The following is a 26102-nucleotide window of genomic DNA, read 5'->3' on the forward strand; positions in this document are numbered from 1 at the left end:
TCATCCAATTGTCACAATCAGTTCATAGAGTGGTCATACGGCCTCCCGATACTGGCCCCCGTTGCATTCAACCCCCTCGTCCTGCTTAGGAGCAAGGCATGAAACTGAAGCGTTTGATGGCGGCCCTGACCTTCGTCGCCGCCGGCGTCGCTACCGCCAGCGCGGTCGCTGCTGTCGATCCGGCCATTCCGGCCTACCAGAAAACCACTGGCGTCTCCGGCAATCTCTCCAGCGTTGGCTCTGACACCCTCGCCAACCTGATGACCCTGTGGGCCGAGGCGTACAAGCGCGAATACCCGAACGTGAACATCCAGATCCAGGCCGCCGGTTCTTCCACCGCGCCGCCGGCTCTGACCGAAGGCACCGCTAACCTGGGCCCGATGAGCCGCAAGATGAAGGACGTCGAGCTGCAGGCCTTCGAGGAGAAGTATGGCTACAAGCCGACCGCCATTCCGGTCGCCGTCGATGCCCTGGCCGTGTTCGTGCACAAGGACAACCCCATCAAGGGCCTGACCATGCAGCAGGTTGACGCGATCTTCTCCGCCAACCGCCTGTGCGGTGGCAAGAGCGACGTCAAGACCTGGGGCGACCTGGGCGTGACCGGCGACCTGGCTTCCAAGCCGGTTCAGCTGTTCGGTCGTAACTCCGTGTCCGGCACCTATGGCTACTTCAAGGAAGAGGCCCTGTGCAAAGGCGACTTCAAGGCCAACGTGAACGAGCAGCCGGGTTCCGCCTCCGTTGTTCAGTCCATCAGCCAGTCCGTCAACGGCATCGGCTACTCTGGTATCGGCTACAAGACTTCCAGCGTGAAGACTGTTCCCCTGGCCAAGAAGGAAGGTGGCGAGTTCGTTGAAGACAACGAGCAGAACGCCCTGAACGGCAGCTACCCGCTGTCCCGCTTCCTGTTCGTCTACATCAACAAGGCGCCGAACAAGCCGCTGGCTCCCCTGGAAGCCGAGTTCGTGAAGATGGTGCTGTCCAAGCAGGGCCAGGAAGTCGTCGTCAAGGACGGCTATATCCCGCTCCCGGCCAAAGTCGCCGAGAAGACCCTGAAGGAACTGGGCCTGTAATCCAGGCCGGATAAGGGAGCGGCGGCGTAGTGCGCGCCGCTCCGCAAGGACGCAAGGGCGACGGGAGACCCCTGTCGCAGAAGCCCGCCCGAGGCCACCTCCGGGCGGGCTTCGCCACGTCAACTCGCTGTAATCTTTCTGTCACACGAAGCCCGTAGTCTGTGCCCCCATCGTAAAAGCCTATGCGCGCTGACTGTGGCAAGAGCCCGAATCCATGACTGACTTGGCCAACTCCCTGACTACTTCGAAGAACCCTCCCGAGCGCATCGACTTCAATACGCCGGCGCTGCAGCGCAAGCGGAAGATTCGTGCGCTGAAGGATCGACTGACCCATTGGTACGTGCTGGTGGGCGGCCTCGCCGTCCTTGGCGCCATTACCCTGATCTTCTTCTACCTGGCCTATGTGGTGCTGCCGCTGTTCAAGGGCGCCGAGCTGACCGCGAGAAAGGTGCAGAGCCCAGCCTGGTTGCAACAGCAGGACGCTGGCAAGCCGCTGCTGTTGGCCTTGGAAGAACAAAACATGGTGGGTATGCGCGTCGTCGACAAAGGCGAGGTGCAGTTCTTCGCAGCGAAGGACGGCAGCCTGTTGCAACGCCAGCAATTGCCGTTGCCGGCAGGTGTCAGCGTGGTATCCATCGGCCAGGACCAGCCTGGTAGCCCGCTGGTGGTGCTCGGCCTGTCCAACGGCCAGGCGTTGATCTTCAAGCACAGCTACAAGGTCACCTACCCGGATAACAAGAAGACCATCGCGCCGCAGGTCAGCTATCCCTACGGCGAGGCTCCCATGGTGCTGGATGCCCAGGGTCGAGCCATCGAACACATCGCCCTCAGCATCAACGACGAGACCCTGGTGCTGGCCGGCTCCACCGGTAATCAGCTGCACGTGCAGCAGGTGGTCAGCGAAGAGAACATGCTGACCGGCGAAACCACCCAGGAGCAGAGCAGTGTCGAGCTGCCGCAGATGGTCGAGCCGATCAAGGCGATCTACATCGACCCGCGTCACCAGTGGCTCTATGTCCTCAATGGTCGTGCCCAGGCTGATGTCTTCAACCTGCGCGAACATGCCCTGAACGGCCGCTATAAGCTGCTGGCAGACGGCGACCGTGAAGTCACCGCCAGCGCCATGTTGCTGGGCGGCATTTCCCTGATGGTGGGCGACTCCAAGGGCGGCATCGCCCAATGGTTCATGGCGCGCGATCCGGATGGCTCCTCGCGTCTGAAGCACATCCGTGGCTTCCAGCTGGGCACTGCCCCGGTGGTGCAGATTTCCGCCGAAGAGCGCCGCAAGGGCTTCGTCGCCCTGGATTCCGCCGGCCACCTCGGCGTGTTCCACAGCACCGCCAACCGCACCCTGCTGGTCGAGTCGGTCACCGACGGTTCCGGCTTACTGGCCCTGTCGCCGCGCGCCAATCGCGTTGTGGTCGAGGAAGGCAACCAGTTGCTGCCGTTCCGCCTCGCCAACCCGCACCCAGAAGTTTCCTGGAGCGCGCTGTGGGGCAAGGTCTGGTACGAGAGCTATGAAGAGCCCAAGTACGTTTGGCAGTCCACCGCCGCCAACACCGACTTCGAACCCAAACTGAGCCTGGCACCGCTGACCTTCGGCACCTTGAAGGCCGCCTTCTACGCCATGCTGCTGGCCGCCCCTCTGGCCATCGCTGCAGCCATCTATACCGCCTACTTCATGGCCCCGGCCATGCGCCGCAAGGTCAAGCCGGTGATCGAGTTGATGGAAGCCCTGCCCACCGTGATTCTGGGCTTCTTCGCTGGTCTGTTCCTGGCGCCTTATGTGGAAGGCCACCTGCCGGGTATCTTCAGCCTGTTGCTGCTGACCCCGATCGGCATTCTGCTGGCCGGTTTCATCTGGAGTCGCCTGCCAGAGTCGATCCGCCTGCGCGTGCCGGACGGCTGGGAAGCAGCCATCCTGATTCCGGTCGTGGGCCTCACCGCCTGGCTCGCGTTGGGCATGAGTCCGCTCATGGAGAACTGGTTCTTCGGTGGCGACATGCGGCTGTGGATCAGCAATGACCTCGGCATCACCTACGACCAGCGCAACGCCCTGATTGTCGGTCTGGCCATGGGTTTTGCGGTGATCCCGAACATCTTCTCCATCGCCGAGGACGCCGTGTTCAGTGTGCCGCGCAGCCTCACTTACGGTTCGCTGGCCCTGGGCGCCACGCCCTGGCAGACCATGACGCGCGTCGTTCTGCTGACCGCCAGCCCGGGCATCTTCTCGGCCCTGATGATCGGCCTTGGCCGCGCCGTGGGCGAAACCATGATCGTCCTGATGGCCACCGGCAACACCCCGGTAATGGAAGTGAACATCTTCGAGGGCATGCGCACCCTGGCCGCCAACGTGGCCGTGGAAATGCCGGAATCCGAGGTCGGTGGTACCCACTACCGTGTGCTGTTCCTCTCGGCGCTGGTGCTGCTGACGTTCACCTTCGTCATGAACACCCTGGCCGAGCTGATCCGTCAGCGTCTGCGCAAGAAATACGCATCTCTGTAAGAGCGGCGCTTCAAGCGTCGCATCTGATCCCCCTCTCCCTCCGGGAGAGGGGGGTCCGAAGGACCGGGTGAGGGATGGTTGGCCGATTGCCGAAACCGCTCCCCCCAGAAATATGAATCCTCCGGCCGCCTGGCGGGAGGAACCGAAAGACTCAAGCGGTGGAGAAATCCGTGAAAAAGGTTTCCCTGAAAAACTGGTTCAAGAGCGGCGCACCGGGCGTCTGGATGAGCGGCGGCGCGGTTTCCATCGCTGTCATCATGACCATCGGCCTGCTCTCGGTGATTGCCGTGCGCGGCCTGGCCCATTTCTGGCCGGCCGACCTGGTGGAGGCGCAGTACGTTGTGCCCGGCCAGGCGGCCAAGCCGGTGGTCGGCGAAGCGGTGCAGATCGAGGAAGTGTCCCGTGCACGCCTGAAAGGTGCCGGTCTGCCGGTGCCGGATGAGGGCCCGGAGTTCATGACCCGTGAACTGCTCAAGGTGGGCAACCGCGACGTCTATGGCAGCGACTTCACCTGGGTGGTGGGCGAGTGGCTGACGGAGCAGAAGTATCCGACCGAACTGGTGGCGCTGGAGCGTCGCGAGTGGGGCAACTTCTACGGCCGCCTGGTGGCGGTGAAGGAGAACGGCCAGGTGGTGGCTGAAGGCGAGGCCGCGATGGCTGAGCTGCAGAAGCGCCTGGAGCGTGTGAATGGCCTCTACGCCAAGCTCTACCAGCTGGAGAAGAAGGACATCGGTGCCATCAACCATGGCCTCGAACGCCTGCGCCTGCAGACCCGCAAGCTGGAGCTGAACGATGCCCTGACCCCCGAGGCCCAGGCTGACATCGCCGCCGAGCGCGCCGAGCTGGACACGCGCTACAAGGGCCTTGAAGCGCAGCTGATGAGCTTGCACCAGGAGTTCAACCGCGACAGCGTGGTCGTCCGCGAAGCCGGCGGCAAGGAACAGGAAATCAGCCTCGGCAAGGTGGTCCACGCTTACCAGCCGAACGCCATGGGGCTGTTCGACAAGCTCGGTTTCTACTTCGCCAAACTGTGGGAGTTCCTCGCGGACGACCCGCGTGAGGCCAACACCGAGGGCGGTATCTTCCCGGCCATCTTCGGCACCGTGATGATGACCCTGATCATGGCTGTAATCGTCACCCCCTTCGGTGTGATCGCTGCCATCTACCTGCGTGAATACGCCAAGCAGGGCGTGCTGACCCGCGTCATCCGCATCGCGGTGAACAACCTGGCGGGTGTACCGGCGATCGTCTACGGCGTGTTCGGCCTGGGCTTCTTCGTCTACGTGCTGGGTGGCTCGCTGGACCGCCTGTTCTTCCCCGAGTCCGCCCCGGCGCCGACCTTCGGCACCCCGGGCCTGCTCTGGGCTTCCCTGACCCTGGCGATCCTCGCGGTACCGGTGGTGATCGTGGCCACCGAGGAAGGCCTGGCGCGTATTCCCCGTGCCGTGCGTGAAGGCTCGCTGGCACTTGGCGCAACCAAGGCCGAAACCCTTTGGAAGGTGGTACTGCCGATGGCCAGTCCGGCCATGATGACCGGCCTGATCCTCGCCGTGGCCCGCGCCGCTGGCGAAGTGGCACCGCTGATGCTGGTGGGTGTGGTGAAGTTGGCACCGAGCTTGCCGGTGGATGGCAACTACCCGTACCTGCACCTGGACCAGAAGATCATGCACCTGGGCTTCCACATCTATGACGTCGGCTTCCAAAGCCCGAACGTCGAGGCCGCGCGGCCGCTGGTGTACGCCACCGCGTTGCTGCTGGTGCTGGTGATCGCCCTGCTGAACTTCTCGGCCGTCGCCATCCGGAACCACCTGCGCGAGAAATACAAGGCGCTGGACAGCTGATCGTCCACCGCCGACCGAATTGCCTGAGGCTTACAGCTTGTAGCTCGAAGCTACGAACGGAGTGAAGACATGCAACACGAAACCCACAGCCACGGCGTCAACATTGCCGCTCTCGGCCGCGACAAGCAGAACCTGCGCCTGGCCGAGGAAACCGTTGCCCTCGAAGTGCCTGGCCTCTCCCTGTTCTACGGCGAGAAGCAGGCCCTGCACAACGTCAGCATGAACATCCCGAAACAGCGCGTGACCGCCTTCATCGGGCCGTCCGGTTGCGGCAAGTCGACCCTGCTGCGCTGCTTCAACCGCATGAACGACCTGGTGGACGGCTGCCGCGTCGACGGCGAGATTCTCCTCGACGGCAAGAACATCTACCGCAAGGGTGAGGAAGTCGCCGAACTGCGCCGCCGCGTGGGTATGGTGTTCCAGAAGCCGAACCCGTTCCCCAAGAGCATCTACGAGAACGTGGTGTACGGCCTGCGCATCCAGGGCATCAACAAGAAGCGTGTGCTGGACGAAGCCGTGGAGTGGGCGCTGAAGGGCGCCGCCCTGTGGGAAGAAGTGAAGGACCGCCTGCACGAATCCGCACTCGGCCTTTCCGGTGGCCAGCAGCAGCGTCTGGTGATCGCCCGTACCATCGCCGTGGAGCCGGAAGTGCTGTTGCTCGACGAGCCCTGCTCGGCGCTGGACCCGATCTCCACCCTGAAGGTGGAAGAGCTGATCTACGAGCTCAAGAGCAAGTACACCATCGTCATCGTGACCCACAACATGCAGCAGGCGGCGCGCGTTTCCGACTACACCGCGTTCATGTACATGGGCAAGCTGATCGAGTTCGGCGACACCGATACCCTGTTCACCAACCCGGCCAAGAAGCAGACCGAAGACTACATCACCGGCCGCTACGGCTAGTGGCCGCCCCAATCGCGCTGGGCTGTGTCGGCGAAGCTTGCCGTACTACTCGTACTGTCTGCGCGTAGCCTCCTTGCCCAGCACGATTGGTCGAAGGCCACTGAAACCTGGGAAAATATTCGGTTAAACAAGGGTTAGAAAATGATCGACAAAGACAGCCTCACCCATCACATCTCCCAGCAGTTCAACGCCGAACTGGAGGAAGTGCGCAGCCACCTCCTGGCGATGGGCGGCCTGGTCGAGAAGCAGGTCAACGACGCCGTCACCGCGCTGATCGACGCCGACTCGGGGCTCGCCCAGCAGGTGCGCGAGATCGACGACCAGATCAACCAGATGGAGCGCAACATCGACGAAGAGTGCCTGCGCATTCTCGCCCGTCGCCAGCCGGCGGCCTCCGACCTGCGCCTGATCATCAGCATCTCCAAGTCGGTGATCGACCTGGAACGCATTGGTGATGAAGCTTCGAAGATCGCCCGTCGCGCCATCCAGCTTTGCGAAGAAGGCGTTGCCCCGCGCGGCTACGTCGAGGTGCGCCACATCGGCGACCAGGTGCGCAAGATGGTCCAGGAAGCCCTGGACGCCTTCGCCCGCTTCGACGCCGACCTGGCGCTGTCCGTGGCCCAGTACGACAAGAACATCGACCGCGAGTACAAGACCGCCCTGCGCGAGCTGGTCACCTACATGATGGAAGACCCGCGTGCCATCAGCCGCGTGCTCAACGTCATCTGGGCCCTGCGTTCCCTGGAGCGCATCGGCGACCACGCGCGCAACATTTCCGAGCTCGTGATCTACCTCGTGCGTGGCACCGACGTCCGCCACCTGGGCCTGGCGCGCATGGCTGAGGAAGTGAAGGGCAACGGTAGCGACGAAGCCCCCCGGGCCTGATTCCGCTGCTTGTTCCCAGAACGCCCGGCCCGTGCCGGGCGTTCTGCTTTGCGGATACCAGAGCGTATGACCCGTCGGTCGCAGGGAGCCCGGGAGTCGCAAATCAGACTTGGCAATTGGCTATCAGCCAAGGCTATTCTTAGCTCCGTTTTCCAAGGAGTAGCCGATGGGCAAGGTGAATGTGCTGGTGGTGGACGATGCGTCCTTTATTCGCGACATGCTGAAGAAGGGGCTGCGCGACAACTTCCCCGGCATCCAGATCGAGGAAGCGATCAATGGGCGCAAGGCCCAGCAGTTGCTCGCCCGCGCCGCTATCGACCTGATCCTCTGCGACTGGGAAATGCCCGAGATGTCCGGCCTGGAGCTGCTCACCTGGTGCCGCGAGCAGGACAGCCTCAAGACCGTGCCTTTCATCATGGTCACCAGCCGCGGTGACAAAGAGAACGTCATCCAGGCCATCCAGGCCGGCGTTTCCGACTACATCGGCAAACCCTTCTCCAACGATCAACTGGTCACCAAGGTGAAGAAGGCGCTGGCGCGTGCCGGCAAGCTCGAAGCGCTGATGACCAGTGCGCCGGTCAGGCTGCCCAACGCCGGTGGCTTCGCCAACGATTCCCTCGCGGCACTCACCGGCGGCAAGGCCGAGGTGGTCCGCCCCGCCGCAGCACCGGCACCGGCGGCGCCCGCAGCCAAGCCGGCCGCGCCGACGGCCTCGGCCAAGTCCGCGTCCCAGGCCCCCGGCGGCCGTGGTCAGGCTCAGCTGCGTCTGCCGGCCGGCATGCTGGCCTGTGTGATCAAGGCCCTGAGCCTGAAGGACGCGCAACTGGTGGTGCGCCGTGGCGAGCCCCTGCCGCAGGTGCTGGAAAGCGCGGTGCTCGACCTGGAGCAGGGCGAAGGTGGCGAAGTGGCACGGCTCAATGGCTACCTGCATGCGGTCGCGGCCCTGGAGCCCAAGCCAGATAGCGAGTGGCTGCAGCTGACCTTCCGCTTCGTCGACCGTGATCCGCAGAAGCTTGATTACCTGTCCCGGCTGATCGCCCGCGGTACCGCGCAGAAGCATTTCGTCCCCGGCGCCTGACCGTCCAGCCAACCTCGTCACAGCCCGACGGGCGACATCTCGCCGCGCGCATGTCGCGCTGCTAGTCTTCGGCAACACGGAGCACAGAAGAACAACGGGCCGGACATGCTGGGGCGATTCATTTCTCTGCTGCTGTTGCTTGGCGCGAGCCTGCCGGCGGCTGCATTGACCATCTACAAGTACACCGACGCCAATGGTGTAGTGACCTACACCGACAAGGCCGTGTCCGGTGCCCAGGTGTTCGTCTTCCGCGACCGCATGGTGGAGCGCCTGGACTTGTCGGTGAAGCTGGAAACCAAGAAGCACGACGCCGGTGAAACGCTACTGCTGCGCAATGAGCTGTTCGCGCCGGTGGAGGTGGAGCTGCGCATTGACCAGGCGGAGAATGTGTCCGGCGTCCCGGACCAGCCGATTCGCTGGGTGCTGGCGCCGCGCAGCAGCATGCGCATGGCCACCCTGGCGCCGGCCGACCCGAGCCGGCCAATGCGCTACAAGCCCAAGCTGCGCTACGCAATGGGCGACCCGCGCCTGCAGCCGGTGCTCTATCGCTATCCGCTGCCCTGGCGCGGTGGCCCCTTCCGCCTGACCCAGGGCGCCAATGGCCGCTACAGCCACTTCACCCCCAAGGGGCGCTATGCCCTGGATATCGCCATGCCCGAGGGCACGCCCATCGTGGCTGCGCGGCCCGGTATGGTGATCAAGATCGAGAATGACCAGAGCGGCCGGGGCAACAACCCTTCCGGCAACTTCGTACGCATCCTGCATGACGACGGCACCATGGGCGTCTACCTGCACCTGATGCGCGGCTCGGTGCAGGTGCGCGAGGGTCAGCAGGTGGCCGTCGGCGAGCGCATCGCCCGCTCCGGCAATACCGGCAACAGCACCGGCCCACACCTGCACTTCGTCATCCAGCGCAACATGGGACTGGCGCTAGAGTCCATTCCCTTCGATTTCGCCCAACCGGTGGACACCCTGCCGAATTTCGCGGTGGGCGGGGAGTAGAGGCTGAATCTCCCCTCTCCCTTCGTGTGTGGAGCGATACCCGTGCTGTGCTTGCAAGGCCTGATGGGTTTCGTTCCTCAACCCATCCTACGGGGCCGAGGAGGCGAGGCACCGTACGTAGAATGGGGAAGGAGGCGTTCCGCGAGTCCGCGAAACCCATCAGCATCGGTCGAGGGGATTAGGGGTATGGGCGCAAGGGGATTCAGTCCAGCTTGAGTACCTTGGCCAGGATAATCTTCGGGCCTTTCATCTTCTTCACGATGATGCGCAGGCCGTCGGTTTCCAACACTTCTTCCTCTTCCGGCACCCGGTTCAGGGTTTCGTAGATCAGGCCGGCGAGGGTGTCGGCTTCAACGTGGTCAAGGTCGATGCCGAGCAGGCGCTCCACTTTGAACAACGGGGTGTCGCCGCGCACCAGCAGCTTGCCCGGCTGGTAGGCGAGTACGCCGCGTTCGGTCTTGCGGTGTTCGTCCTGGATATCGCCCACCAGGACTTCCAGCACGTCTTCCATGGTCAGGAAGCCCACGACCTTGCCGTCGGCTTCCTCGACCACGGCGAAGTGCGAGCCGCCCTGGCGGAACTGCTCCAGCAGGCGCGAGAGCGGCATGTGCTTGGTCACGCGTTCCAGCGGGTGGGTGAGTTCGGCGAGGTCGAAGGACTCCGGCAGGCTGTCCAGGGCCGACAGGGCCAGCAGCAGGTCCTTGATGTGCAGCACGCCGATGAACTCGCCCGTCTGGTCGTCATGCACCGGGTAGCGGCTGTATTTGTGGCGCCGGATCACGCTGAGGATGTCGCTCAGGGGCGCGTCGTGCTCGAGGAAAATCAGGTCTTCCCGTGAGTTGGCCCAATCCACCACTTCCAGTTCACCCATTTCCACGGCCGAGGCCAGTACGCGCATGTCCTGGTCGCTGGGGTCGCGGGCGCGGCTGGAGTGAAGGATCAGCTTCAGCTCGTCGCGGCTGTAGTGGTGTTCGTGGTGCGGGCCAGGCTCGCCTTGCCCTGCGATGCGCAGGATGGCATTGGCGCTGGCGTTGAGCAGCCAGATGGCCGGGTACATCAGCCAGTAGAAGAGATAGAGCGGTGCGGCGGTCCAGAGGGACAGCAGCTCCGGCTTGCGGATGGCCCAGGATTTGGGCGCCAGCTCGCCGACCACGATGTGCAGGTAGGAAATGATGAAGAAGGCGGTGAAGAAGGCGATGCCGTGGACCAGCTTCTCCGACTCGATGCCGACGGCGCTCAGCACCGGGCCGAGCAGGTGGGCGAAGGCCGGCTCACCGACCCAGCCGAGGCCCAGGGAGGCCAGGGTGATACCTAGCTGGCAGGCCGACAGGTAGGCATCCAGCTGGTTGTGTACGGTGCGCAGGATACGGCCGCGCCAGCCGTGCTTGCCGGCGATGGATTCGACGCGAGTGGAGCGCAGCTTGACCATGGCGAACTCGGCGGCCACGAAGAAGCCGTTGAGCAGCACGAGGAAGAGGGCGAAGAGAATCAAGCCGAAATCGGCGAAGTACGTGAAGAAGTTTGAACTAGGGGAAGGGTCCATGGATGGTTTTTGCTGACGGATGACCGGCTAAGGTTGAAGGCTGCACCCCGAGTTTGCAAGTCGGGGTGCACGGGCGATCAGGTCCGGCGAACCACCTGGGTGGCCGGGAAGTGGCAGGTGAAGGTGCTGCCGTGGTTCAGCACCGAGCTGATGTCGAGACGACCGCGATGGCGGATCAGCACGTGCTTGACGATGGCCAGGCCCAGGCCGGTGCCGCCGGTGCTGCTGTTGCGGCTGGAGTCGACCCGGTAGAAGCGCTCGGTCAGGCGCGGCAGGTGCTTGGCCTCGATGCCGATGCCGCTGTCCTGCACGCTGAGGTGCGCCGCGGTTTCGTCGCCCCACCAGCGGATGCGGATCTCGCCCTCGTCCGGGGTGTACTTCACCGCGTTGAACACCAGGTTGGAGAAGGCGCTGCGCAGTTCCGCCTCGCTGCCACGCAACCTGAAGTTGTGATCGGCCTCCAGGCTGATGCGGTGGTTGCGGTTGCCGGAGAGGGCGATGGCGTCCGCCTTGATCTGTAACAGCAGCAGGTCGACCGCCACTGGCTGGTTGTCCGAGGGATAGTCGGTGGCTTCCAGCTTGGCCAGCAGCAGCAGGTCGTTGAGCAGGTTCTGCATGCGCTTGCCCTGCTGGCTCATCTGCTGCAAGGCGCGGGTCCAACGCGGGTTCACGTCCTCGACGTTGTCCAGCAGGGTCTCCAGGTAGCCGGCGATCACCGTCAGCGGCGTGCGCAGTTCGTGGGAAACGTTGGCGACGAAGTCCTTGCGCATCTGCTCCAGCTGATGGAGGCGCGTGACATCGCGCACCAGCATCAGGTGCTCGCGGTTGCCGTACTGGGTGATGTGGAACTGCAGGCGCAGGCGGTCATTGACCGGCGAGGGGAGGTCCAGGGGTTCGTTGTATTTGCCCTGCTCGAAGTATTCCTTGAAGCGCGGATGGCGGATCAGGTTGGTCACCGGCTGGCCACTGTCCTGGGGGGTCTTCAGGCCCAGCAGGGTTTCCGCGGCACGGTTCCACCAGTCGAGGTTGCCGTCGCTGTCGAGCATCACCACGGCGTCCTTCAGGGCGGCGGTGGATTCCTGCACGCGGTCGATCACCGCTTGCAGACGGCCGCGCACGCGCTGATCGCGGCGCTGGAGGTGGTAAATGCTGTCGAACACTTCACCCCAGAGACCGTAACCGTCCGGCGGAGGTTCGTCCGGGTGATGCTCTTTGAGCCATTTGTACAGGCGCAGCAGCTGCGCAAGGGTCCAGCCCAGGTAGGCGCCGAGGCCGATTACCAGGGCCCAGGCGTAATAGCCCGTGACCAGTCCCGCCAGCAGGCAAGCGCCGATCAGCAGCAGCAGGCGGCGGATGACTACGCCGCGCCAGTCTTGATTCACCTATCGCGTCCTTGTGGTCGGCCCATCGGGCCCGGGTCAGCTTTTGGTGGAGAAACGATAGCCGGTGCCGCGAACGGTCTGAACCAGATTTTCGTATACCTCGCCGAGGGCCTTGCGCAGGCGGCGGATGTGCACGTCGACGGTGCGCTCCTCGACATAGACGTTGCCGCCCCAGACCTGGTCCAGCAGTTGACCACGGGTGTAGGCGCGCTCCTGGTGAGTCATGAAGAACTGCAGCAGGCGGTATTCGGTGGGTCCCATCTCGGCGGGTTTGCCGTCGATGGTCACGCGGTGGCTGATGGGGTCCAGCAGCAGGCCGCCGATGGCAATGGGCGCTTCACTGTCGCTCGGGCCGGCACGACGCAATACGGCTTTAAGGCGCGCCACCAGTTCACGGGGGGAGAAGGGCTTGGTGATGTAGTCGTCGGCGCCAACTTCCAGGCCCTGGATCTTGTTGTCCTCTTCGCCCTTGGCGGTGAGCATGATGATCGGGATATCGCTGGTCAGGTCGTCGCGCTTCAGGCGGCGGGCCAGCTCGATGCCGGAGGTGCCGGGCAGCATCCAGTCAAGGAGGATCAGATCGGGTTTGCGGTCGACGATGATGGCGTGGGCCTGCTGGGTATTCTCGGCTTCCAGACAGTCGTAGCCGGCCATCTCGAGGGCGACGGCGATCATCTCGCGAATCGGCGCTTCGTCGTCGACTATCAGGATGTTCTTGCCAACCATGTTCAAGCCTCAGGAAAGGTCGCGTGTATGACTGATTGCGCCGCATTAGATAACGGAATTATTGCAGGGATGTGACACGGGAGCGTTAGGCACCCCGAGGTTTTGCTGCAGCAACGACAACGTACCGAACGTTTCCGCTACCTGCCTCGTCTAAGCTGGTTGAGGCCGCCACCATTGCGGGGCTGCCTGGAGTCTGGCACGGGACCCGTTCGGCACGATGGGCGTTCGTGGCTCCTTCCGTCCTGTATTGCTGTGACCTCAAGCCGTGATCCAGCTGCCGCCAGGCTGTCGCTGTTCATTCCGAGGAGAGGTTAGAAAATGAAAAGAATTTCCCCCCGATTCGTTCCGCTGCTAGCGGGTGCTTTGTTGGGTTGGCCATTGTTGGGCCTGACGGCCGAGCCGGCGATGGAGAAGAACGGCATGCTGGTGGATCAAAACGGCATGACCCTCTACACCTACGACAAGGACGCTGACGGCAAGTCCGCCTGCAACGGCCAGTGCGCGCAGAACTGGCCGCCGCTGATGGCCGACGCGACAGCCAAGGCCGAAGGTGAGTGGAGCGTCGTCAAGCGCGACGACGGCTCCATGCAGTGGGCCTATGACGGCAAGCCGGTGTACACCTTCGTCATGGACAAGAAGGCCGGTGACGTGACCGGCGACGGCAAAATGGGGGTTTGGCACATCGTCAAGCCCGAAGCGTACTAGCCGACCAGGAGAGAGGGTGCGCTGCGCCTAGCGCAGCGCATAGTCGGCGACGATGCCGGCAAAGATTGCCAGGCCCGCCCAGTGGTTGTGCAGGAAGGCCTTGAAGCAGGCCTGGGGATCGCGCGTGCGAGTGCTGTAGGACTCCCAGGCGAAGCAAGCGGCTGCAACCACCAGGCCCAAATGGAAATACAGCCCCAACTCGAAGCGATTACCCGCCAGCAGCAGGCAGAGCAGGGCCAGACCCTGGAGGATGGCGATAATCAGGCGGTCGGCGTCGCCGAAGAGGATGGCGGTGGACTTCACCCCGATCTTCAGATCGTCCTCACGGTCGGTCATGGCGTAGTAGGTGTCGTAGGCCACCGTCCACAGCAGGTTGGCGATGTACAGCAGCCAGGCCGCCGCCGGCAGTTCGCCGGTCTCGGCGGTGAAGGCCATGGGCATGCCCCAGGAGAAGGCCGCGCCCAGCACCACCTGCGGGTAGAAGGTGTAGCGCTTCATGAAGGGGTAACAGGCGGCCAGTGCCAGGCCGCCGAAGGACAGCCAGATGGTGGTGGCATTGGTGAAGAGCACCAGCACGAAGCTGATGGCCACCAGGATGACGAAGAACACCAGCGCCTCACGCGGGGTGATCCGGCCGCTGGCCAGGGGCCGCGCGCGGGTGCGGCTGACGTGTCCGTCGAAGTTGCGGTCGGCGTAGTCGTTGATCACGCAGCCGGCGGCGCGCATCAGGTTCACGCCAAGCACGAAGATCACCAGGTTGGCCAGGCTGGGGCTGCCTTCACCGGCGATCCACAAGGCCCAGAGCGTGGGCCATAGCAGCAGGTAGATGCCGATGGGCTTGTCCAGGCGCGTTAGCTGGATGAAGTCCATGGCGCGCGGGTGCAGGCGGTTCAGCGATTGCAGCAGGGTCAGGTACATCGGCGGCTCTCCCTAGGAAGAGCCTGACTACGATCTGTGCGCGTCGGAATAGCGGCGTTGGGAATGGCTTCAGGCTTGCTCATTTACAGCTCGTAAACTCCACGCCATCAGCCCTCCTGCCTTGTTCTTCTCTAGCTCGCGAGATGGTAAACAGGCTCGGCGCCGGATTATACGGCCTCGATGCCGGCCGCGCGCCACAAGGCAGGCAGGAAGATTTCCGCCACCAGGACCCCCAGTTCACCCCGCGAGAAGCATGAGCGCCGCCCCCACAAGCGTTCGGCGCGCACGGCTGCCGGCAACAGAGGGGCCGGATAGCGGGTAGCCTCGATGGCGCCACGGTCGAAGGCGCGGTCGCTGAACAGCAGTTCGCCGAGGGAGCGGCTGCCGAGTTGGTGCAGGTCCAGGCCCGAGCCTTCCAGTGCAGTGCGTGCCGCCACGCTGCGGGCGAACACCCAGACCTCGCCGTGGCCGCGCAGGTAGACCTCGCGTACCCAGCCCTGGCTGCCGGCGGGGATGCCGAGTGCGGCACATTCGTCGGCACGCAAGGTCTGCCAGCCTTCTTCCAGAGGCGTGACACTGAAGGCGTTGCCCGAGAGGGCAGTCAGCCGGCGGGTCAGCGAACCCTGGTCGAACAGCCAGTCGCGGACGCCGGCGGCGGGAGCGGGATGGAGCTGGGCGGCGGTCAGCCAGCGGGGCGGATGGACGAGGGCGGCGTGGGGCACGGGCGGGGCTTGGGCGATGGAAGACGGCGCAGATTAGCACGGCCTTTGCCCGTCGGCTGCCTCTTGCCCGTTGGCGGGATAAACCAGTACAAAGCGCCCCTGAAGTGACCGGAACGCCCACGAAAGGCGACGGTTCGAGAATGCCTGATCGTGGAGAAATGAATGATGAAGAAATGGCAATGTGTGGTGTGTGGCCTGGTCTACGACGAGTCCCAGGGCTGGCCGGATGACGGCATCGCCGCTGGCACCCGCTGGGAAGACGTCCCGGCAGACTGGATCTGCCCCGACTGCGGCGTGGGCAAGCTCGATTTCGAGATGATCGAAATCAACTGATCCCGTCTCAGCCCGAACAAGCCGACTCCGTGTCGGCTTTTTCGTGTCCGCAGGAGGGGCCTATCCTCTGTCTGGACGGGTCCGGTGACGCTTGGCGGTCGCCGGTCGATTGGAGTAGGTTCAGTACGGTTATCCGCGCCGGCGGAGGTGGTCATGCGTAAGTGGCAGTGCATCGTCTGCGGATTCATCTATGACGAGGCGGAGGGGCTACCCGAAGAGGGCATCGCACCCGGTACGCGCTGGGAAGACATTCCGCCGGACTGGGTCTGCCCCGATTGCGGCGTCGGCAAGATCGATTTCGAGATGATCGAAATCGCCTGATCTCCGTTATCCAACCCCATTCAAGCGACGGCCCATGGGCCGTCGCGTCGTTTCATGAGCAGGAGTGAGCAATGAGTGCACCCGTGGTGATAGTCGGCACCGGCCTGGCCGGTTACAACCTGGCCAAGGAGTTTCGCAAGCTGGATAGCGAAACTCCGCTGTTGTTGATCAGCGCCGACGATGGTCGCTCCTACTCCAAGCCCATGCTTTCCACCGGTTTTGGCAAGAACAAGGATGCCGATGGCCTGGCCATGGCCGAGGCCGGCGCCATGGCTGAACAGCTCAAGGCGGAAGTCCGCACCCACACCCGCATCACCGGCATCGACCCGGGCCACCAGCGCTTGTGGATCGGCGAGGAGGCCGTGCCCTATCGCGACCTGGTGCTGGCCTGGGGCGCAGACACCATCCGCGTACCGGTGGAGGGTGACGCCCAGGATGCGGTCTTCCCGATCAACGACCTGGAGGACTACGCGCGCTTCCGCATTGCCGCCGCCGGCAAGCGCCGGGTGCTGATCCTGGGTGCCGGCCTGATCGGCTGCGAGTTTGCCAATGACCTCAGCCTGGGTGGCCTGGAGGTGGAATTGGTGGCGCCCTGTGAGCAGGTGATGCCGGGCCTGCTGCATCCGGCCGCCGCCGCGGCGGTGCAGGCTGGGCTCGAAAGCCTGGGGGCACGCTTCCACCTGGGACCTGTACTGGCGCGCCTGGACCGTAGCGATGCTGGACTGGACGCGTTGCTTTCTGACGGCACCCGCATTGCCTGCGACTTGGTGGTGTCCGCCGTTGGCCTGCGCCCACGTACCGAGCTGGCGGCTGCCGCGGGCCTGGCCGTGAACCGTGGCGTGGCGGTGGATCGCCAGTTGCGCACGTCCCACGCGAACATCTATGCCTTGGGTGACTGCGCCGAGGTGGATGGCCTCAACCTGCTCTATGTGATGCCGCTGATGGCCTGCGCCCGGGCACTGGCGCAGACCCTGGCGGGCAACCCCACTGCAGTGGTGTATGGCGCGATGCCGGTAACGGTGAAAACCCCGGTGTGCCCGCTGGTCGTGTCGCCGCCGCCCCGTGGCACGGATGGCAGCTGGACCGTAGAAGGCTCTGGGGCGGACATCAAGGCGCTCTGCCGTGATGCCGCCGGCGGCCTGCTCGGGTATGCCCTGACCGGGGCTGCCGTGCAGGAGAAACTGGCCCTGAACCGGGAGCTGCCGCCGCTTCTGGCATAAATGTCAGCCCTTCTGTCGGATTAATCCTTCTGTTCTTTCGGAATTCCCGCTGAGGACACTGGCGCAGTGCCAATTGGCGTGCCATCCTCCCGTGGTCTGCCGCAGCGCAGAGCCGTTGCGGCGCCTTGGGCGCTGTTCTGGAAGGACAGCACGGACACAAAAACAACAAACCGTCAAAGAGGCATCTATGCGTAAACCGGAACTCGCCGCCGCTATCGCCGAAAAGGCCGATCTAACCAAGGATCAGGCCAATCGCGTACTCAATGCGGTGCTCGAAGAAATCACCAACGCGCTGAACCGCAAGGACAGCGTAACGCTGGTGGGCTTCGGCACCTTCCTGCAACGTCACCGTGGTGCCCGCACTGGCAAGAACCCGCAGACGGGGCAGCCGGTGAAGATCAAGGCCAGCAACACCGTTGCCTTCAAGCCGGGCAAATCGCTGAAAGAAGCTGTGAACTAAGCTTCTTCTGCCCGGAGCCGGGGAGGTTCCGGGCAGTTCACCCGTCCTTTCGCTGCGCCCTCCTTTGGCTGGCTGTAGTCCCGCCGGCAAACCGCTACAATGCGCCGCTTTCTCAACCCTTTGAGGCCGTGCGCGCATGAAATTCCGCTTTCTCCTCTGGATGCTGGGCCGCCTGATGGCCAAGGCGAGCCGTGACAATGCCGAGTTCCAGCAGCAGCTGGCGGGCAAGGACCTGGTCTTCCAGCTGCACACCCTGGACGGCAAGATTGCCCGTCACTTCATCGTCAAGGACCAGCGAGTGGTCAGTAAACGCGGCACCGCCAGCGCGCCTGCCTTTGCCATCGGCTTCAAGGACGGTGCCTACGGGTTCGCCACCATGAGCGCGAAGAACAAGCAGCTGGCCTTCATGCAGGGTATCCAGAACAAGGACATCCAGATCCAGGGCAACCCGGCGCTGGTGATCTGGTTCCAGGGTCTGACCAAGCACCTGGTGCCGAAGAAGAAGGTTGCCGAGAAGAAAGCGGCCTGACGCTTTCCTTCTCTTCCCGATGGTGGGCTGAAGCCCAGCCCACGGAAGTTCCTGACGGGGTAATGGCATGAAAAAGGGGCGCCACTGGCGCCCCTTTTTCATGCCTGCCGATCAGTGCGGCGCATTGAACTGGGAGGCCAGCTCACGCAGCGCCGCTTCGGCCTGTAGCACTTTGCTCACCGCTTCTTCGGCCTTCTCGCGGGTAATGCCCAAGGCCTCGAAGAGATCGTCGGGAATCACCACTTCCGGGCCGGAGCCGATGCCGCGGTTACGCAGCAGGCTGACCGCCAGGCACACCAGGTTCGGGTAGGCGGCATTGTCGCTCTGGTAGTCCGGGTCGTGCTGGAAGCGCAGGGCGGTGTAGAGCTCTTCCGGCATATCCCAGAAGCGCATCAGCCAGCTGCCGATCTGCTCGCGGGTAATGCCCAGCAGGTGCTGCTCGACGTAGCTGTGGGGCAGGTGCGGGTTGACTTCCAGGTGCCGGCAGATCAGCGAGAAATGCGGCGGGAAGACATGGGCCAGCACCAGGTAGCCGAAGTTGTGCAGCAGGCCAGCAAGGTAGGTCAGTCCGGTTTCCGGGCGCTGGGCGCGCGGCATGGCGCGAGTCAGGCCTTCGATCACCGCGGCGGTATAGATCGCCTGTTGCCAGTAGGGCGTGGCCTGCTGCGGCTGGTCCTTGGGCAGGCTCAGGGATTTGCCGAGGGCCAGGCCGAGGGCCAGGTTGATCACCAGGTCGAAGCCCAGCACACGGACGATGGCGTCTTCCACCGAGCGGATCTTGCCGGGAGCGGCGTAATAGGGCGAGGCGGCCCAACTGACCACCTGCGCTGCCAGGGCCGGGTCGGTTTCCACCACGCCGGTGATGTCTTCCACGGTGGCGTTGGGGTCGACCCGCAGCTTGATGATTTTCTGCGCGGATTCGGCCAGCGGCGGAATTTCGATGGTCTCTTCCAGGCGTTGCTGGATACGGCGGGCGGTGAACGCCTGCACAGCCTGGGTGATCTCGGCACGGTCGTCGGCCGGGCGATCGAGGTTCGGGCGGATCGTCGCCACAGGTTCACCGAAGCGTGCGGCGCTGGCTTTGCTCAGCAATCCACGGTAGTCCTCGCTGGCCAGCTCCAGCAGTACGCCGGGTTGACCTGACTCCACCAGCAGGCGCGACTCCTTCAGGAGGCGTTCGTCATACAGGCAAGGCGAGCTGGTCAGTGGTGGCAGGCCAGGCAAGGCACCCAGCTGGTGCTTGCCAAGCATGCGCTCGAGGCGCTCGGGCTTGACCGCCACCAGCTTGCGGCCAGTGAGTTCGGCGAGGCGATTAAGGTCGAGCAACTGGCTGCGGGGGAAAAGCACCAGGAGGGCGCCGACGGCGTCTTCCAGCAACACCGACTGGACCCGCTGCGCGGCGAGCAGGCCCGGGTGCTCCAGGCGAACCTGGAACGCCAGGCCGAGCTTCTCGAGTAGCTGCGCTATCACTTCGGGCGGTTGTGGCGAGGAATCCGGGACGAGGGCGACTTCGGTCATGGCAGCATCCAGCTTTGATTTTTCTGCCCGGAGTATAACGAGCAGGTCAGAAGAGGTCGGGGCGAGGCGACGATTGAGCTGTGAACTGAATCACACTTGGCCGTACTGTTGGCCGTGACGCAACCAGCGCTCCAATAGTGGACTGACATGCTGAGGCCAATGGGCCAGCAGGGCTTGGGCCGCGTCGCGTACGGCGGGCAGCAGGTCGGCATCGCGCATCAGGTCGGCCACCTTGAATTGCAGCAGGCCGGTCTGGCGGGTGCCGAGCATTTCGCCGGGGCCGCGCAGCTCCAGGTCCTTCTCGGCGATGACGAAGCCGTCGCAGGTTTCGCGCATGATCGCCAAGCGCTCGCGGCCGAGTTGCGACAGCGGCGCGTGGTAGAGCAGCACGCAGTGGCTGGCGGCACTGCCCCGGCCAACGCGGCCGCGCAGCTGGTGCAACTGGGCCAGGCCCAGGCGCTCGGGGTTCTCGATGATCATCAGGCTGGCGTTTGGCACGTCTACGCCCACCTCGATCACAGTGGTGGCCACCAGCAATTGCAGCGCGCCAGCCTTGAACTCGGCCATCACCGCAGCCTTTTCGGCGGGCTTCATGCGTCCGTGGATCAGGCCGACACGCAGCTCGCCCAGGGCTGAAGAAAGTTCTTCAAAGGTGGTTTCCGCCGCCTGGCAGGTCAGCTCCTCGGATTCTTCGATCAGGGTGCAAACCCAATAGGCCTGGCGGCCTTCGAAACAGGCCGCACGGACCCGCTCGATCACCTCGATGCGGCGGCTGTCGGCCACCAGCACGGTGTTTACCGGGGTGCGGCCAGGGGGCAGTTCGTCGAGGATGGAGGTGTCCAGGTCGGCATAGGCGCTCATGGCCAGTGTCCGCGGAATGGGGGTAGCGGTCATGATCAGCTGGTGCGGGCAGAGGCGGCCGTCCACGCCTTTCTGGCGCAGGGCCAGGCGCTGCTGCACGCCGAAACGGTGCTGCTCGTCGATGATCACCAGGGCCAGGCGCTTGAACTTCACTTCGTCCTGGAACAGTGCGTGAGTGCCGACCACCATCGGCGTGCCGCCCGCGATCTGCTCCAGCGCGGCGGCGCGGGCCTTGCCCTTGAGCTTGCCGGCGAGCCAGGCGACTTCGATGCCGAGCGGCTGCAGCCATTTGCTGAAATTGACGTAGTGCTGCTCAGCGAGGATTTCGGTAGGTGCCATCAGCGCCACCTGATAACCGGCCTCCAGTGCCTGCAGGGCAGCGAGGGCGGCGACCACGGTCTTGCCGGCGCCGACGTCGCCCTGCACCAGGCGCAGCATGGGTTCCTGTTGGGCCAGGTCGTAGGCGATCTCGGCGCCGACGCGCTGCTGGGCACCAGTGGGCTTGAAGCCGAGGTTGGCCAGGTACTGGGCGGGCAGCGTGCGTGCTGGCGGCAACTGCGGTGCGTGCTGGGCGCGCAGGCTCTCGCGCAGACGCTGCAGCGACAGCTGGTGGGTCAGCAGTTCCTCGAAGGCGAGGCGTTGCTGGGCCCAGTGCTGACCCTCGGCAAGCTCTTCCAGGTCGGCGTCTGGCGGCGGCCGGTGCAGGTAGCGGATGGCGTCGTCGAGGGAACCCAGGTGATAGTCGCGGGCCAGTTCCTTGGGCAGCCAGTCCGGCAGGCTGTGCGGGCCGAGACGGGCCAGGGCAAGCTGGCTGAGGCTGCGCAGGCGCTGCTGGGTAAGGCCCTCGGTGGTGGGGTAGATCGGCGTCAGGGTCTGTTCGACCGGCGGTGCCTCATCGCCCGACAGGGAGCGGTATTCCGGGTGGTAGATCTCCAGTCCGGTGGCGCCAGGGCGAACTTCGCCGTAGCAACGCAACTGGGTGCCGCGTTTGAGGCCTTCCTTCTGCGCCTGGCTGAAGTGGAAGAAGCGCAGGCTGAGGGTGCCGGTGCCGTCCTGCAGGCGTACCAGCAGACTGCGCCGGCGGCCCATGACTACATCGGCGCCGCCGACTATGCCTTCGACCACCGCATCTTGCCCCGGGCGCAGCTCGCCTATAGGGGTGATGCGGGTGCGATCCTGATAGCGGGTGGGCAGGTGGAAGAGGATGTCCTGCAGGTTCTCCAGGCCGACCTTGGCGAGCTTCTCAGCCAAGGCAGCCCCCACACCCTTGAGTGCGGTAACGGAGACTTGGGCCAGCTCGGTCATGCCGGCTGCGGTTCGCCCTGGGTTTTCGGGTGGGCCACCGAGCAGAGGCGGATGGAGTCCGCCAGGACTTCAATGGCGCGCGGACGCGGGAAGCTGGCGCGCCAGGCGATGGCCACGGTGCGGAAGGGCACCGGCGGGGTCAGCGGACGAATCTCGATCACGCCAGGGGCGTAGTGGTGGCTGTCCACTGCGGAGAAGGGCAGGATCGACACGCCGAGACCGGAGGCGACCATGTGCCGGATGGTTTCCAGGGAGCTGGACTCCACCGTGGTGTGCTTCGCGCTGTCTTCGCCGCCCTTGCGCAGGCTCGGGCAGGCTTCCAGCACCTGGTCGCGGAAGCAGTGGCCTTCGCCCAGCAGCAGCAGGCTCTTGTCGTTGAGCATCTCGCTGTCGATGGACTCGCGTTCGGTCCAGGGGTGCCCGAATGGCAGCAACACGTAGAAGGGTTCGTCGTAGAGCGGCTTGGTCAGCACATCGGCTTCGGCGAAGGGCAGGGCGATGATGATCGCGTCCAGTTCGCCGGTGCGCAGCTTGTCGCGCAGGATGTGGGTGAAGTTCTCTTCGATGTACAGCGGCATCTGCGGGGCGACCCGATGCAGCTGCGGAATCAGGTGCGGGAAAAGGTAGGGGCCGACGGTGTAGATGGCGCCCACCTTGAGCGGCGCGGCTAGCTGGTTCTTGCCAGCCTGGGCCATCTCGCGGATGCCCTGTGCCTGCTCCAGGACCTTCTGTGCCTGGGTAACGATGCCCTCACCAACGGGCGTCAGGCGTACCGCGCTCTTGCTGCGCTCGAAGATAAGCACGCCAAGCTCGTCCTCCAGCTTTTTCACCCCGACCGACAGGGTCGGCTGGCTCACATGGCAACGCTCGGCGGCACGGCCGAAGTGCTGTTCCTGGGCGAGGGTGACGATGTAGCGCAGTTCGGTGAGGGTCATAGCATTTTTCCATTGAGGTCCGGCAAGCATAGCGGCTGGAGTCAATGGAACCAAGCGCCTGCGCGGGGTGGCGCAGGCGCTTGGGAGTCAGCGGCGGTCCAGCGAGTAGACGAAGGGCGCGACCACTTCCAACGAGCCGTTGTTCAGCAGCTCCGGCGGGGGAGGCGGCAGCGGTTGGGCGCGGCGGATCATCTCCAGAGTGGCGCGATCCAGCGAGGCACTACCGGACTTGCCGACGAGGGAATAGGAGATCACCTTGCCTTCAGCGTCGACCACGAAGCGCAGGCGGTTGACCCCTTCGAAGCCGCGACGGCGGGCATCGTCCGGGTAGCGCTTGTAGCGGGCCAGGTGGCTGAGCAGCTTGCTCTGCCAGGTTGGCTTGGCGTCCGAAGGTGCGCTGGCGGCGGCCTGCTGTTGGGCGGCGGGCTTGGTGTCGCTCGGGGCCGGGGTGGTCGGCGCGGCAACGCTTTCCTTCACGCTTTCGGTTTCCCGCGGCTTCTCGGGCTTGGGCTCAGGCGGCTTGGGTTTCGGCGGCTTTGGCTTGGGTTTCGGCTTGGGCGCGATGGCGATCTTCGGCTTGGGCGCTTCCACCAGCTTGGGCAGCGGCTCGGGCTCGGGCTCGACTTGGGGAGGCGGCGGCGGTGCTGGTTTGGGCGCGGGGGCTGGAAGCGGCTCCAGCTCCACGATCATGGCCGCCGGCGGCAGTTCGATCGGCTCGGCGTGCGGACGCCAGTACAGTGCCCAGAGGCCGAGGCCGATGTGCAGGCCGAGCACGACGACCAGGCTGACGCCCCATTGCGACAGCTTGCGTTTGCCTTGGCTCATTTAGTCCCGACCGTCTCGAGTCCGACCAAGCCGATCTTCAGGTAGCCGGCGCCGCGCAGGGTGTCCATGACTTCCATCAGACGACCGTACTCCACGACCTTGTCGCCGCGGACGAAGATGGTCTTCTCCTTGTCGGCGTTGGTCAGCTTGTCCAGCACGCTGCCCAACTGCTCCTCGGTGACGTGCTCGTTGTCCAGGTACAGGCTCTTGTCTTCCTTGATGCTCAGGTAGATCGGCTTGTCCGGCCTGGGCGCGGGCTTGGCGGTGGACGCGGGCAGGTCGACCTTGATATCGACCGTGGCCAGGGGTGCTGCAACCATGAAGATGATCAGCAGCACCAGCATCACGTCGATGAAGGGGGTGACGTTGATCTCGTGGGTTTCCTGGAGATCATCGCCACCTTCGTTCAGATGGATTCCCATGGGTCAGCCCACTTTCGCCATTTGCGGAGATTGGCCGCGTTCGGCCGGCTGATGGTCGAGGTCACGGCTGACCAGCAGCAGTACCTGGGCGGAAGCGTCGGACACCTGGGCCTTGTAGCCGGCGATGGAGCGGGCGAAGACGTTGTAGATGACCACGGCAGGGATCGCTGCTACCAGGCCAAGGGCCGTGGCCAGCAGGGCTTCGGCGATACCGGGGGCGACCACGGCGAGGTTGGTGGTCTGGGATTTGGCGATGCCGATGAAGCTATTCATGATGCCCCAGACGGTGCCGAACAGGCCGACGAAGGGCGCGGTGGAGCCGATGGTGGCGAGTACGCCGGTGCCCTGGCTCATCTGCCGGCCGCTGGCGGCCACGAGGCGCTCGAGGCGGAAGCTGACACGCTCCTTGATGCCTTCCTTCTCACGGGTGTTGGTGGACAGCTTCATCTCTTCCTGGGCGTCCTGCACCAGCAGGCGGGAGACGCAGCTGCCATTGCTGACCTGCTCGCCAGCCTCGCCCAGGGTGCGGGCGCCTTTCAGGGTCAGCAGCTCACGGCGCAGGCGGCGCTTGGCTGCGATCAGTTCAAAACCCTTGGCGATCCACACGGTCCAGGTCAGGACGGAGGCCAAGGCCAGGCCGATCATCACGGCCTTCACCACGATGTCGGCGTTCTGATACATGCCCCAGGGCGACAGGTCGTGGGCCAGCATCTGCTCGCCTTCGAGTTCGGCGGCCAGCGGGTCTGTCGGCAGGGCGTTCGGGCCCTGGGCGGCGGCATCGACAGGCGCGACAGTGCCTTCGGCAGTCGGAGCGCCGGTTGCTACCGGAGCACCGGCAGGCGCGTTGGCGGCGTCAGCGGTAGGCGCCGGAGCAGCTGCCGGAGTGGCGGCAGCCGGCACGGACTGGGCGGTCGGCTCTTCAGCGAAGGAGCTGCCGGGTGCCAGCATCAGGCTGATCAACAAGGCTGCCAGCAGGCGTGGCGGGCGGGCGACGGTGTAGGGCTGGGCGTTGCGGGCGTAGGAATTCATGCTGGCCGGACCTGAAGGAAAGGAAGCGGTTTCGTCCATCGGCGCGCAAGCGTCGGCCTGGACCGAAGGGTTGGTATTATTGCAAGTAATTCTTGTTTGTAAAAGTGACTATATAACGATTGGCCCCTCGCCCGACGATTCGCCCCCTGCCAGAGCGATTGGCGATGGCCGCCCGTGCGCCTATCCTGAGGACTTTTTCGGAGCTTCCCTGATGCCCGCTTCCCTCCTGATCGCCGGTTGCGGCGATGTTGGCAGCCGTCTGGCCCAGCAAATGCTGCAGGTCGGCTGGACCGTCCATGGCCTGCGTCGCCAGGTCGCAGCGCTGCCGCCCGGCGTGCTGCCGGTGGCAGGCGACCTGGAGCAGGCCGAGTGCCCGGCGGATTGGCCAAAGGGGCCACTGGACTACCTGGTCTATTGCGTAGCGGCCACTCAGCACGATGAAGCCGGCTACCGCGCCGCTTATGTCGACGGCCTGCGCCACGTGCTGGCCTGGCTGGCCGAGCGTGGGCAGATGCCGCGGCGCCTGCTGTTCGTCTCCAGCAGCGGTGTCTATGCCCAGCGCGATGGCGAATGGATCGATGAAACCTCTCCCGCCGAGGCCGAGGGCTATTCCGGCCGGGTGATGCGGGAGGCGGAGCGGCTGGCCATGGACAGTGGCATTCCTTCGACACTCGTACGTCTGACCGGAATCTACGGTCCGGGTCGCGAATGGCTGCTCAAGCAGGTCCGCATGGGCTATCGGGTGGTCAGTGAACCCCCGCTCTACGCCAATCGCATTCATGTGGACGATTGCGCCGGGTTGCTGGCCCACCTGCTCAAGGCCGATGCCGGTGGTGTAGCACTGGAGGATTGCTATATCGGCGTCGACGATGCCCCGGCTCCGCTGCATGAAGTGGTGGGGTGGCTGCGTGAGCGGATGGGGGTGACCGAGTGGGCCGAGGAGTCCACCGTGCGCCGCTCGGGCAGCAAACGCTGCAGCAACGCACGCGCTCGCGCGCTGGGCTGGGTGCCGCGCTACGCCAGCTTCCGCGAAGGTTACGCCGCCATCCTGGGCGAGCCCTGA

Annotated in this window: 25 protein-coding genes; 14 read left to right on the forward strand and 11 right to left on the reverse strand. The window is 64.6% G+C overall.

The window, feature by feature from the left end:
- Positions 1-98: 98 nt before the first annotated feature.
- The 7 genes from E8F20_RS19595 to E8F20_RS19625 all read left to right on the forward strand — a co-directional run bounded on the left by E8F20_RS19595 (position 99) and on the right by E8F20_RS19625 (position 9285).
- Entirely contained in the window at positions 99-1070 is a 972-nt protein-coding gene (locus tag E8F20_RS19595) for a phosphate ABC transporter substrate-binding protein PstS family protein (RefSeq protein ID WP_028626930.1), read from the forward strand.
- Between the two features lie 520 nt (positions 1071-1590).
- Complete coding sequence (locus tag E8F20_RS19600) at positions 1591-3576, forward strand: ABC transporter permease subunit (RefSeq protein WP_280285430.1); 1986 nt, start codon at positions 1591-1593, stop codon at positions 3574-3576.
- A 224-nt stretch (positions 3577-3800) separates the two neighbouring features.
- A complete protein-coding gene (gene pstA / locus E8F20_RS19605) occupies positions 3801-5417 on the forward strand; it encodes a phosphate ABC transporter permease PstA (RefSeq protein WP_280285431.1) in 1617 nt (538 codons plus the stop codon).
- Positions 5418-5486: 69 nt separating this feature from the next.
- The gene (gene pstB / locus E8F20_RS19610) at positions 5487-6320 is read left to right on the forward strand and encodes a phosphate ABC transporter ATP-binding protein PstB (protein ID WP_028626927.1); all 834 of its coding nucleotides are present in this window, start codon (positions 5487-5489) and stop codon (positions 6318-6320) included.
- Positions 6321-6461: 141 nt separating this feature from the next.
- Positions 6462-7205: a phosphate signaling complex protein PhoU gene (gene phoU / locus E8F20_RS19615; protein WP_280285228.1), complete on the forward strand. Its 744-nt coding sequence runs from the start codon at positions 6462-6464 to the stop codon at positions 7203-7205.
- A gap of 166 nt (positions 7206-7371) precedes the next feature.
- Positions 7372-8283, forward strand: a complete 912-nt coding sequence (locus E8F20_RS19620) for a response regulator (protein ID WP_280285230.1) — start codon at positions 7372-7374, stop codon at positions 8281-8283.
- Positions 8284-8388: 105 nt separating this feature from the next.
- Positions 8389-9285: a peptidoglycan DD-metalloendopeptidase family protein gene (locus E8F20_RS19625; RefSeq protein WP_280285231.1), complete on the forward strand. Its 897-nt coding sequence runs from the start codon at positions 8389-8391 to the stop codon at positions 9283-9285.
- 202 nt (positions 9286-9487) lie between these two features.
- Here the strand turns inward: E8F20_RS19625 and E8F20_RS19630 are convergent, their stop codons facing one another.
- The 3 genes from E8F20_RS19630 to phoB form a co-directional block, all read right to left on the reverse strand.
- A complete protein-coding gene (locus E8F20_RS19630; protein WP_280285233.1) occupies positions 9488-10828 on the reverse strand; it encodes a hemolysin family protein in 1341 nt (446 codons plus the stop codon).
- A 77-nt stretch (positions 10829-10905) separates the two neighbouring features.
- The gene (phoR, locus tag E8F20_RS19635; protein WP_280285234.1) at positions 10906-12210 is read right to left on the reverse strand and encodes a phosphate regulon sensor histidine kinase PhoR; all 1305 of its coding nucleotides are present in this window, start codon (positions 12208-12210) and stop codon (positions 10906-10908) included.
- 36 nt (positions 12211-12246) lie between these two features.
- The gene (gene phoB, locus E8F20_RS19640) at positions 12247-12936 is read right to left on the reverse strand and encodes a phosphate regulon transcriptional regulator PhoB (RefSeq protein ID WP_028626921.1); all 690 of its coding nucleotides are present in this window, start codon (positions 12934-12936) and stop codon (positions 12247-12249) included.
- A 318-nt stretch (positions 12937-13254) separates the two neighbouring features.
- Here phoB and E8F20_RS19645 point away from each other — a divergent pair, with 318 nt between their 5' ends.
- On the forward strand, positions 13255-13641 hold the full coding sequence (locus E8F20_RS19645; protein WP_280285235.1) for a hypothetical protein: 387 nt from the start codon (positions 13255-13257) through the stop codon (positions 13639-13641).
- 27 nt (positions 13642-13668) lie between these two features.
- Here E8F20_RS19645 and ubiA read toward each other — a convergent pair whose 3' ends face one another.
- Together ubiA and E8F20_RS19655 are read right to left on the reverse strand one after the other, a co-directional pair.
- Complete coding sequence (ubiA, locus tag E8F20_RS19650; RefSeq protein WP_280285236.1) at positions 13669-14559, reverse strand: 4-hydroxybenzoate octaprenyltransferase; 891 nt, start codon at positions 14557-14559, stop codon at positions 13669-13671.
- A gap of 167 nt (positions 14560-14726) precedes the next feature.
- Positions 14727-15281: a chorismate lyase gene (locus E8F20_RS19655; protein WP_280285237.1), complete on the reverse strand. Its 555-nt coding sequence runs from the start codon at positions 15279-15281 to the stop codon at positions 14727-14729.
- Between the two features lie 165 nt (positions 15282-15446).
- Here E8F20_RS19655 and E8F20_RS19660 point away from each other — a divergent pair, with 165 nt between their 5' ends.
- The 5 genes from E8F20_RS19660 to E8F20_RS19680 all read left to right on the forward strand — a co-directional run bounded on the left by E8F20_RS19660 (position 15447) and on the right by E8F20_RS19680 (position 18144).
- A complete protein-coding gene (locus tag E8F20_RS19660) occupies positions 15447-15614 on the forward strand; it encodes a rubredoxin (RefSeq protein ID WP_028626917.1) in 168 nt (55 codons plus the stop codon).
- Positions 15615-15767: 153 nt separating this feature from the next.
- On the forward strand, positions 15768-15935 hold the full coding sequence (locus tag E8F20_RS19665; RefSeq protein ID WP_028626916.1) for a rubredoxin: 168 nt from the start codon (positions 15768-15770) through the stop codon (positions 15933-15935).
- Positions 15936-16006: 71 nt separating this feature from the next.
- Positions 16007-17155, forward strand: a complete 1149-nt coding sequence (locus E8F20_RS19670; RefSeq protein WP_280285238.1) for an FAD-dependent oxidoreductase — start codon at positions 16007-16009, stop codon at positions 17153-17155.
- Positions 17156-17342: 187 nt separating this feature from the next.
- On the forward strand, positions 17343-17615 hold the full coding sequence (locus tag E8F20_RS19675) for an HU family DNA-binding protein (RefSeq protein ID WP_016495401.1): 273 nt from the start codon (positions 17343-17345) through the stop codon (positions 17613-17615).
- 136 nt (positions 17616-17751) lie between these two features.
- Positions 17752-18144 (forward strand): helicase, encoded by a 393-nt coding sequence (locus E8F20_RS19680; protein WP_280285239.1) that lies wholly within the window; start codon positions 17752-17754, stop codon positions 18142-18144.
- A gap of 111 nt (positions 18145-18255) precedes the next feature.
- Here E8F20_RS19680 and E8F20_RS19685 read toward each other — a convergent pair whose 3' ends face one another.
- From E8F20_RS19685 to exbB, 6 genes are all read right to left on the reverse strand, one after another.
- Positions 18256-19662, reverse strand: coding sequence for an aminoacyl-tRNA deacylase and HDOD domain-containing protein (locus E8F20_RS19685; RefSeq protein ID WP_280285240.1), 1407 nt, complete (start codon positions 19660-19662; stop codon positions 18256-18258).
- 90 nt (positions 19663-19752) lie between these two features.
- On the reverse strand, positions 19753-21828 hold the full coding sequence (gene recG, locus E8F20_RS19690) for an ATP-dependent DNA helicase RecG (protein WP_280285242.1): 2076 nt from the start codon (positions 21826-21828) through the stop codon (positions 19753-19755).
- Positions 21825-22763, reverse strand: coding sequence for a hydrogen peroxide-inducible genes activator (locus E8F20_RS19695; protein WP_028626911.1), 939 nt, complete (start codon positions 22761-22763; stop codon positions 21825-21827). Before E8F20_RS19695 ends, recG begins: the two co-directional genes overlap by 4 nt.
- An 87-nt stretch (positions 22764-22850) precedes the next feature.
- Positions 22851-23588, reverse strand: a complete 738-nt coding sequence (locus E8F20_RS19700) for an energy transducer TonB (RefSeq protein WP_280285243.1) — start codon at positions 23586-23588, stop codon at positions 22851-22853.
- Positions 23585-24010 (reverse strand): TonB system transport protein ExbD, encoded by a 426-nt coding sequence (gene exbD / locus E8F20_RS19705; RefSeq protein ID WP_028626909.1) that lies wholly within the window; start codon positions 24008-24010, stop codon positions 23585-23587. The genes E8F20_RS19700 and exbD overlap by 4 nt, the downstream gene beginning before the upstream one ends.
- Before the next feature lie 3 nt (positions 24011-24013).
- Positions 24014-25039, reverse strand: a complete 1026-nt coding sequence (exbB, locus tag E8F20_RS19710) for a tonB-system energizer ExbB (protein ID WP_280285245.1) — start codon at positions 25037-25039, stop codon at positions 24014-24016.
- 211 nt (positions 25040-25250) lie between these two features.
- On the opposite strand from exbB, the gene E8F20_RS19715 reads away from it, so the two are divergent.
- Positions 25251-26102 carry an SDR family oxidoreductase gene (locus tag E8F20_RS19715; RefSeq protein WP_280285246.1) on the forward strand — a complete coding sequence of 284 codons (852 nt, stop codon included), beginning with the start codon at positions 25251-25253 and terminating at the stop codon, positions 26100-26102.

Source organism: Pseudomonas sp. BN415, from assembly GCF_029871195.1.
GTDB lineage: Bacteria > Pseudomonadota > Gammaproteobacteria > Pseudomonadales > Pseudomonadaceae > Metapseudomonas > Metapseudomonas resinovorans.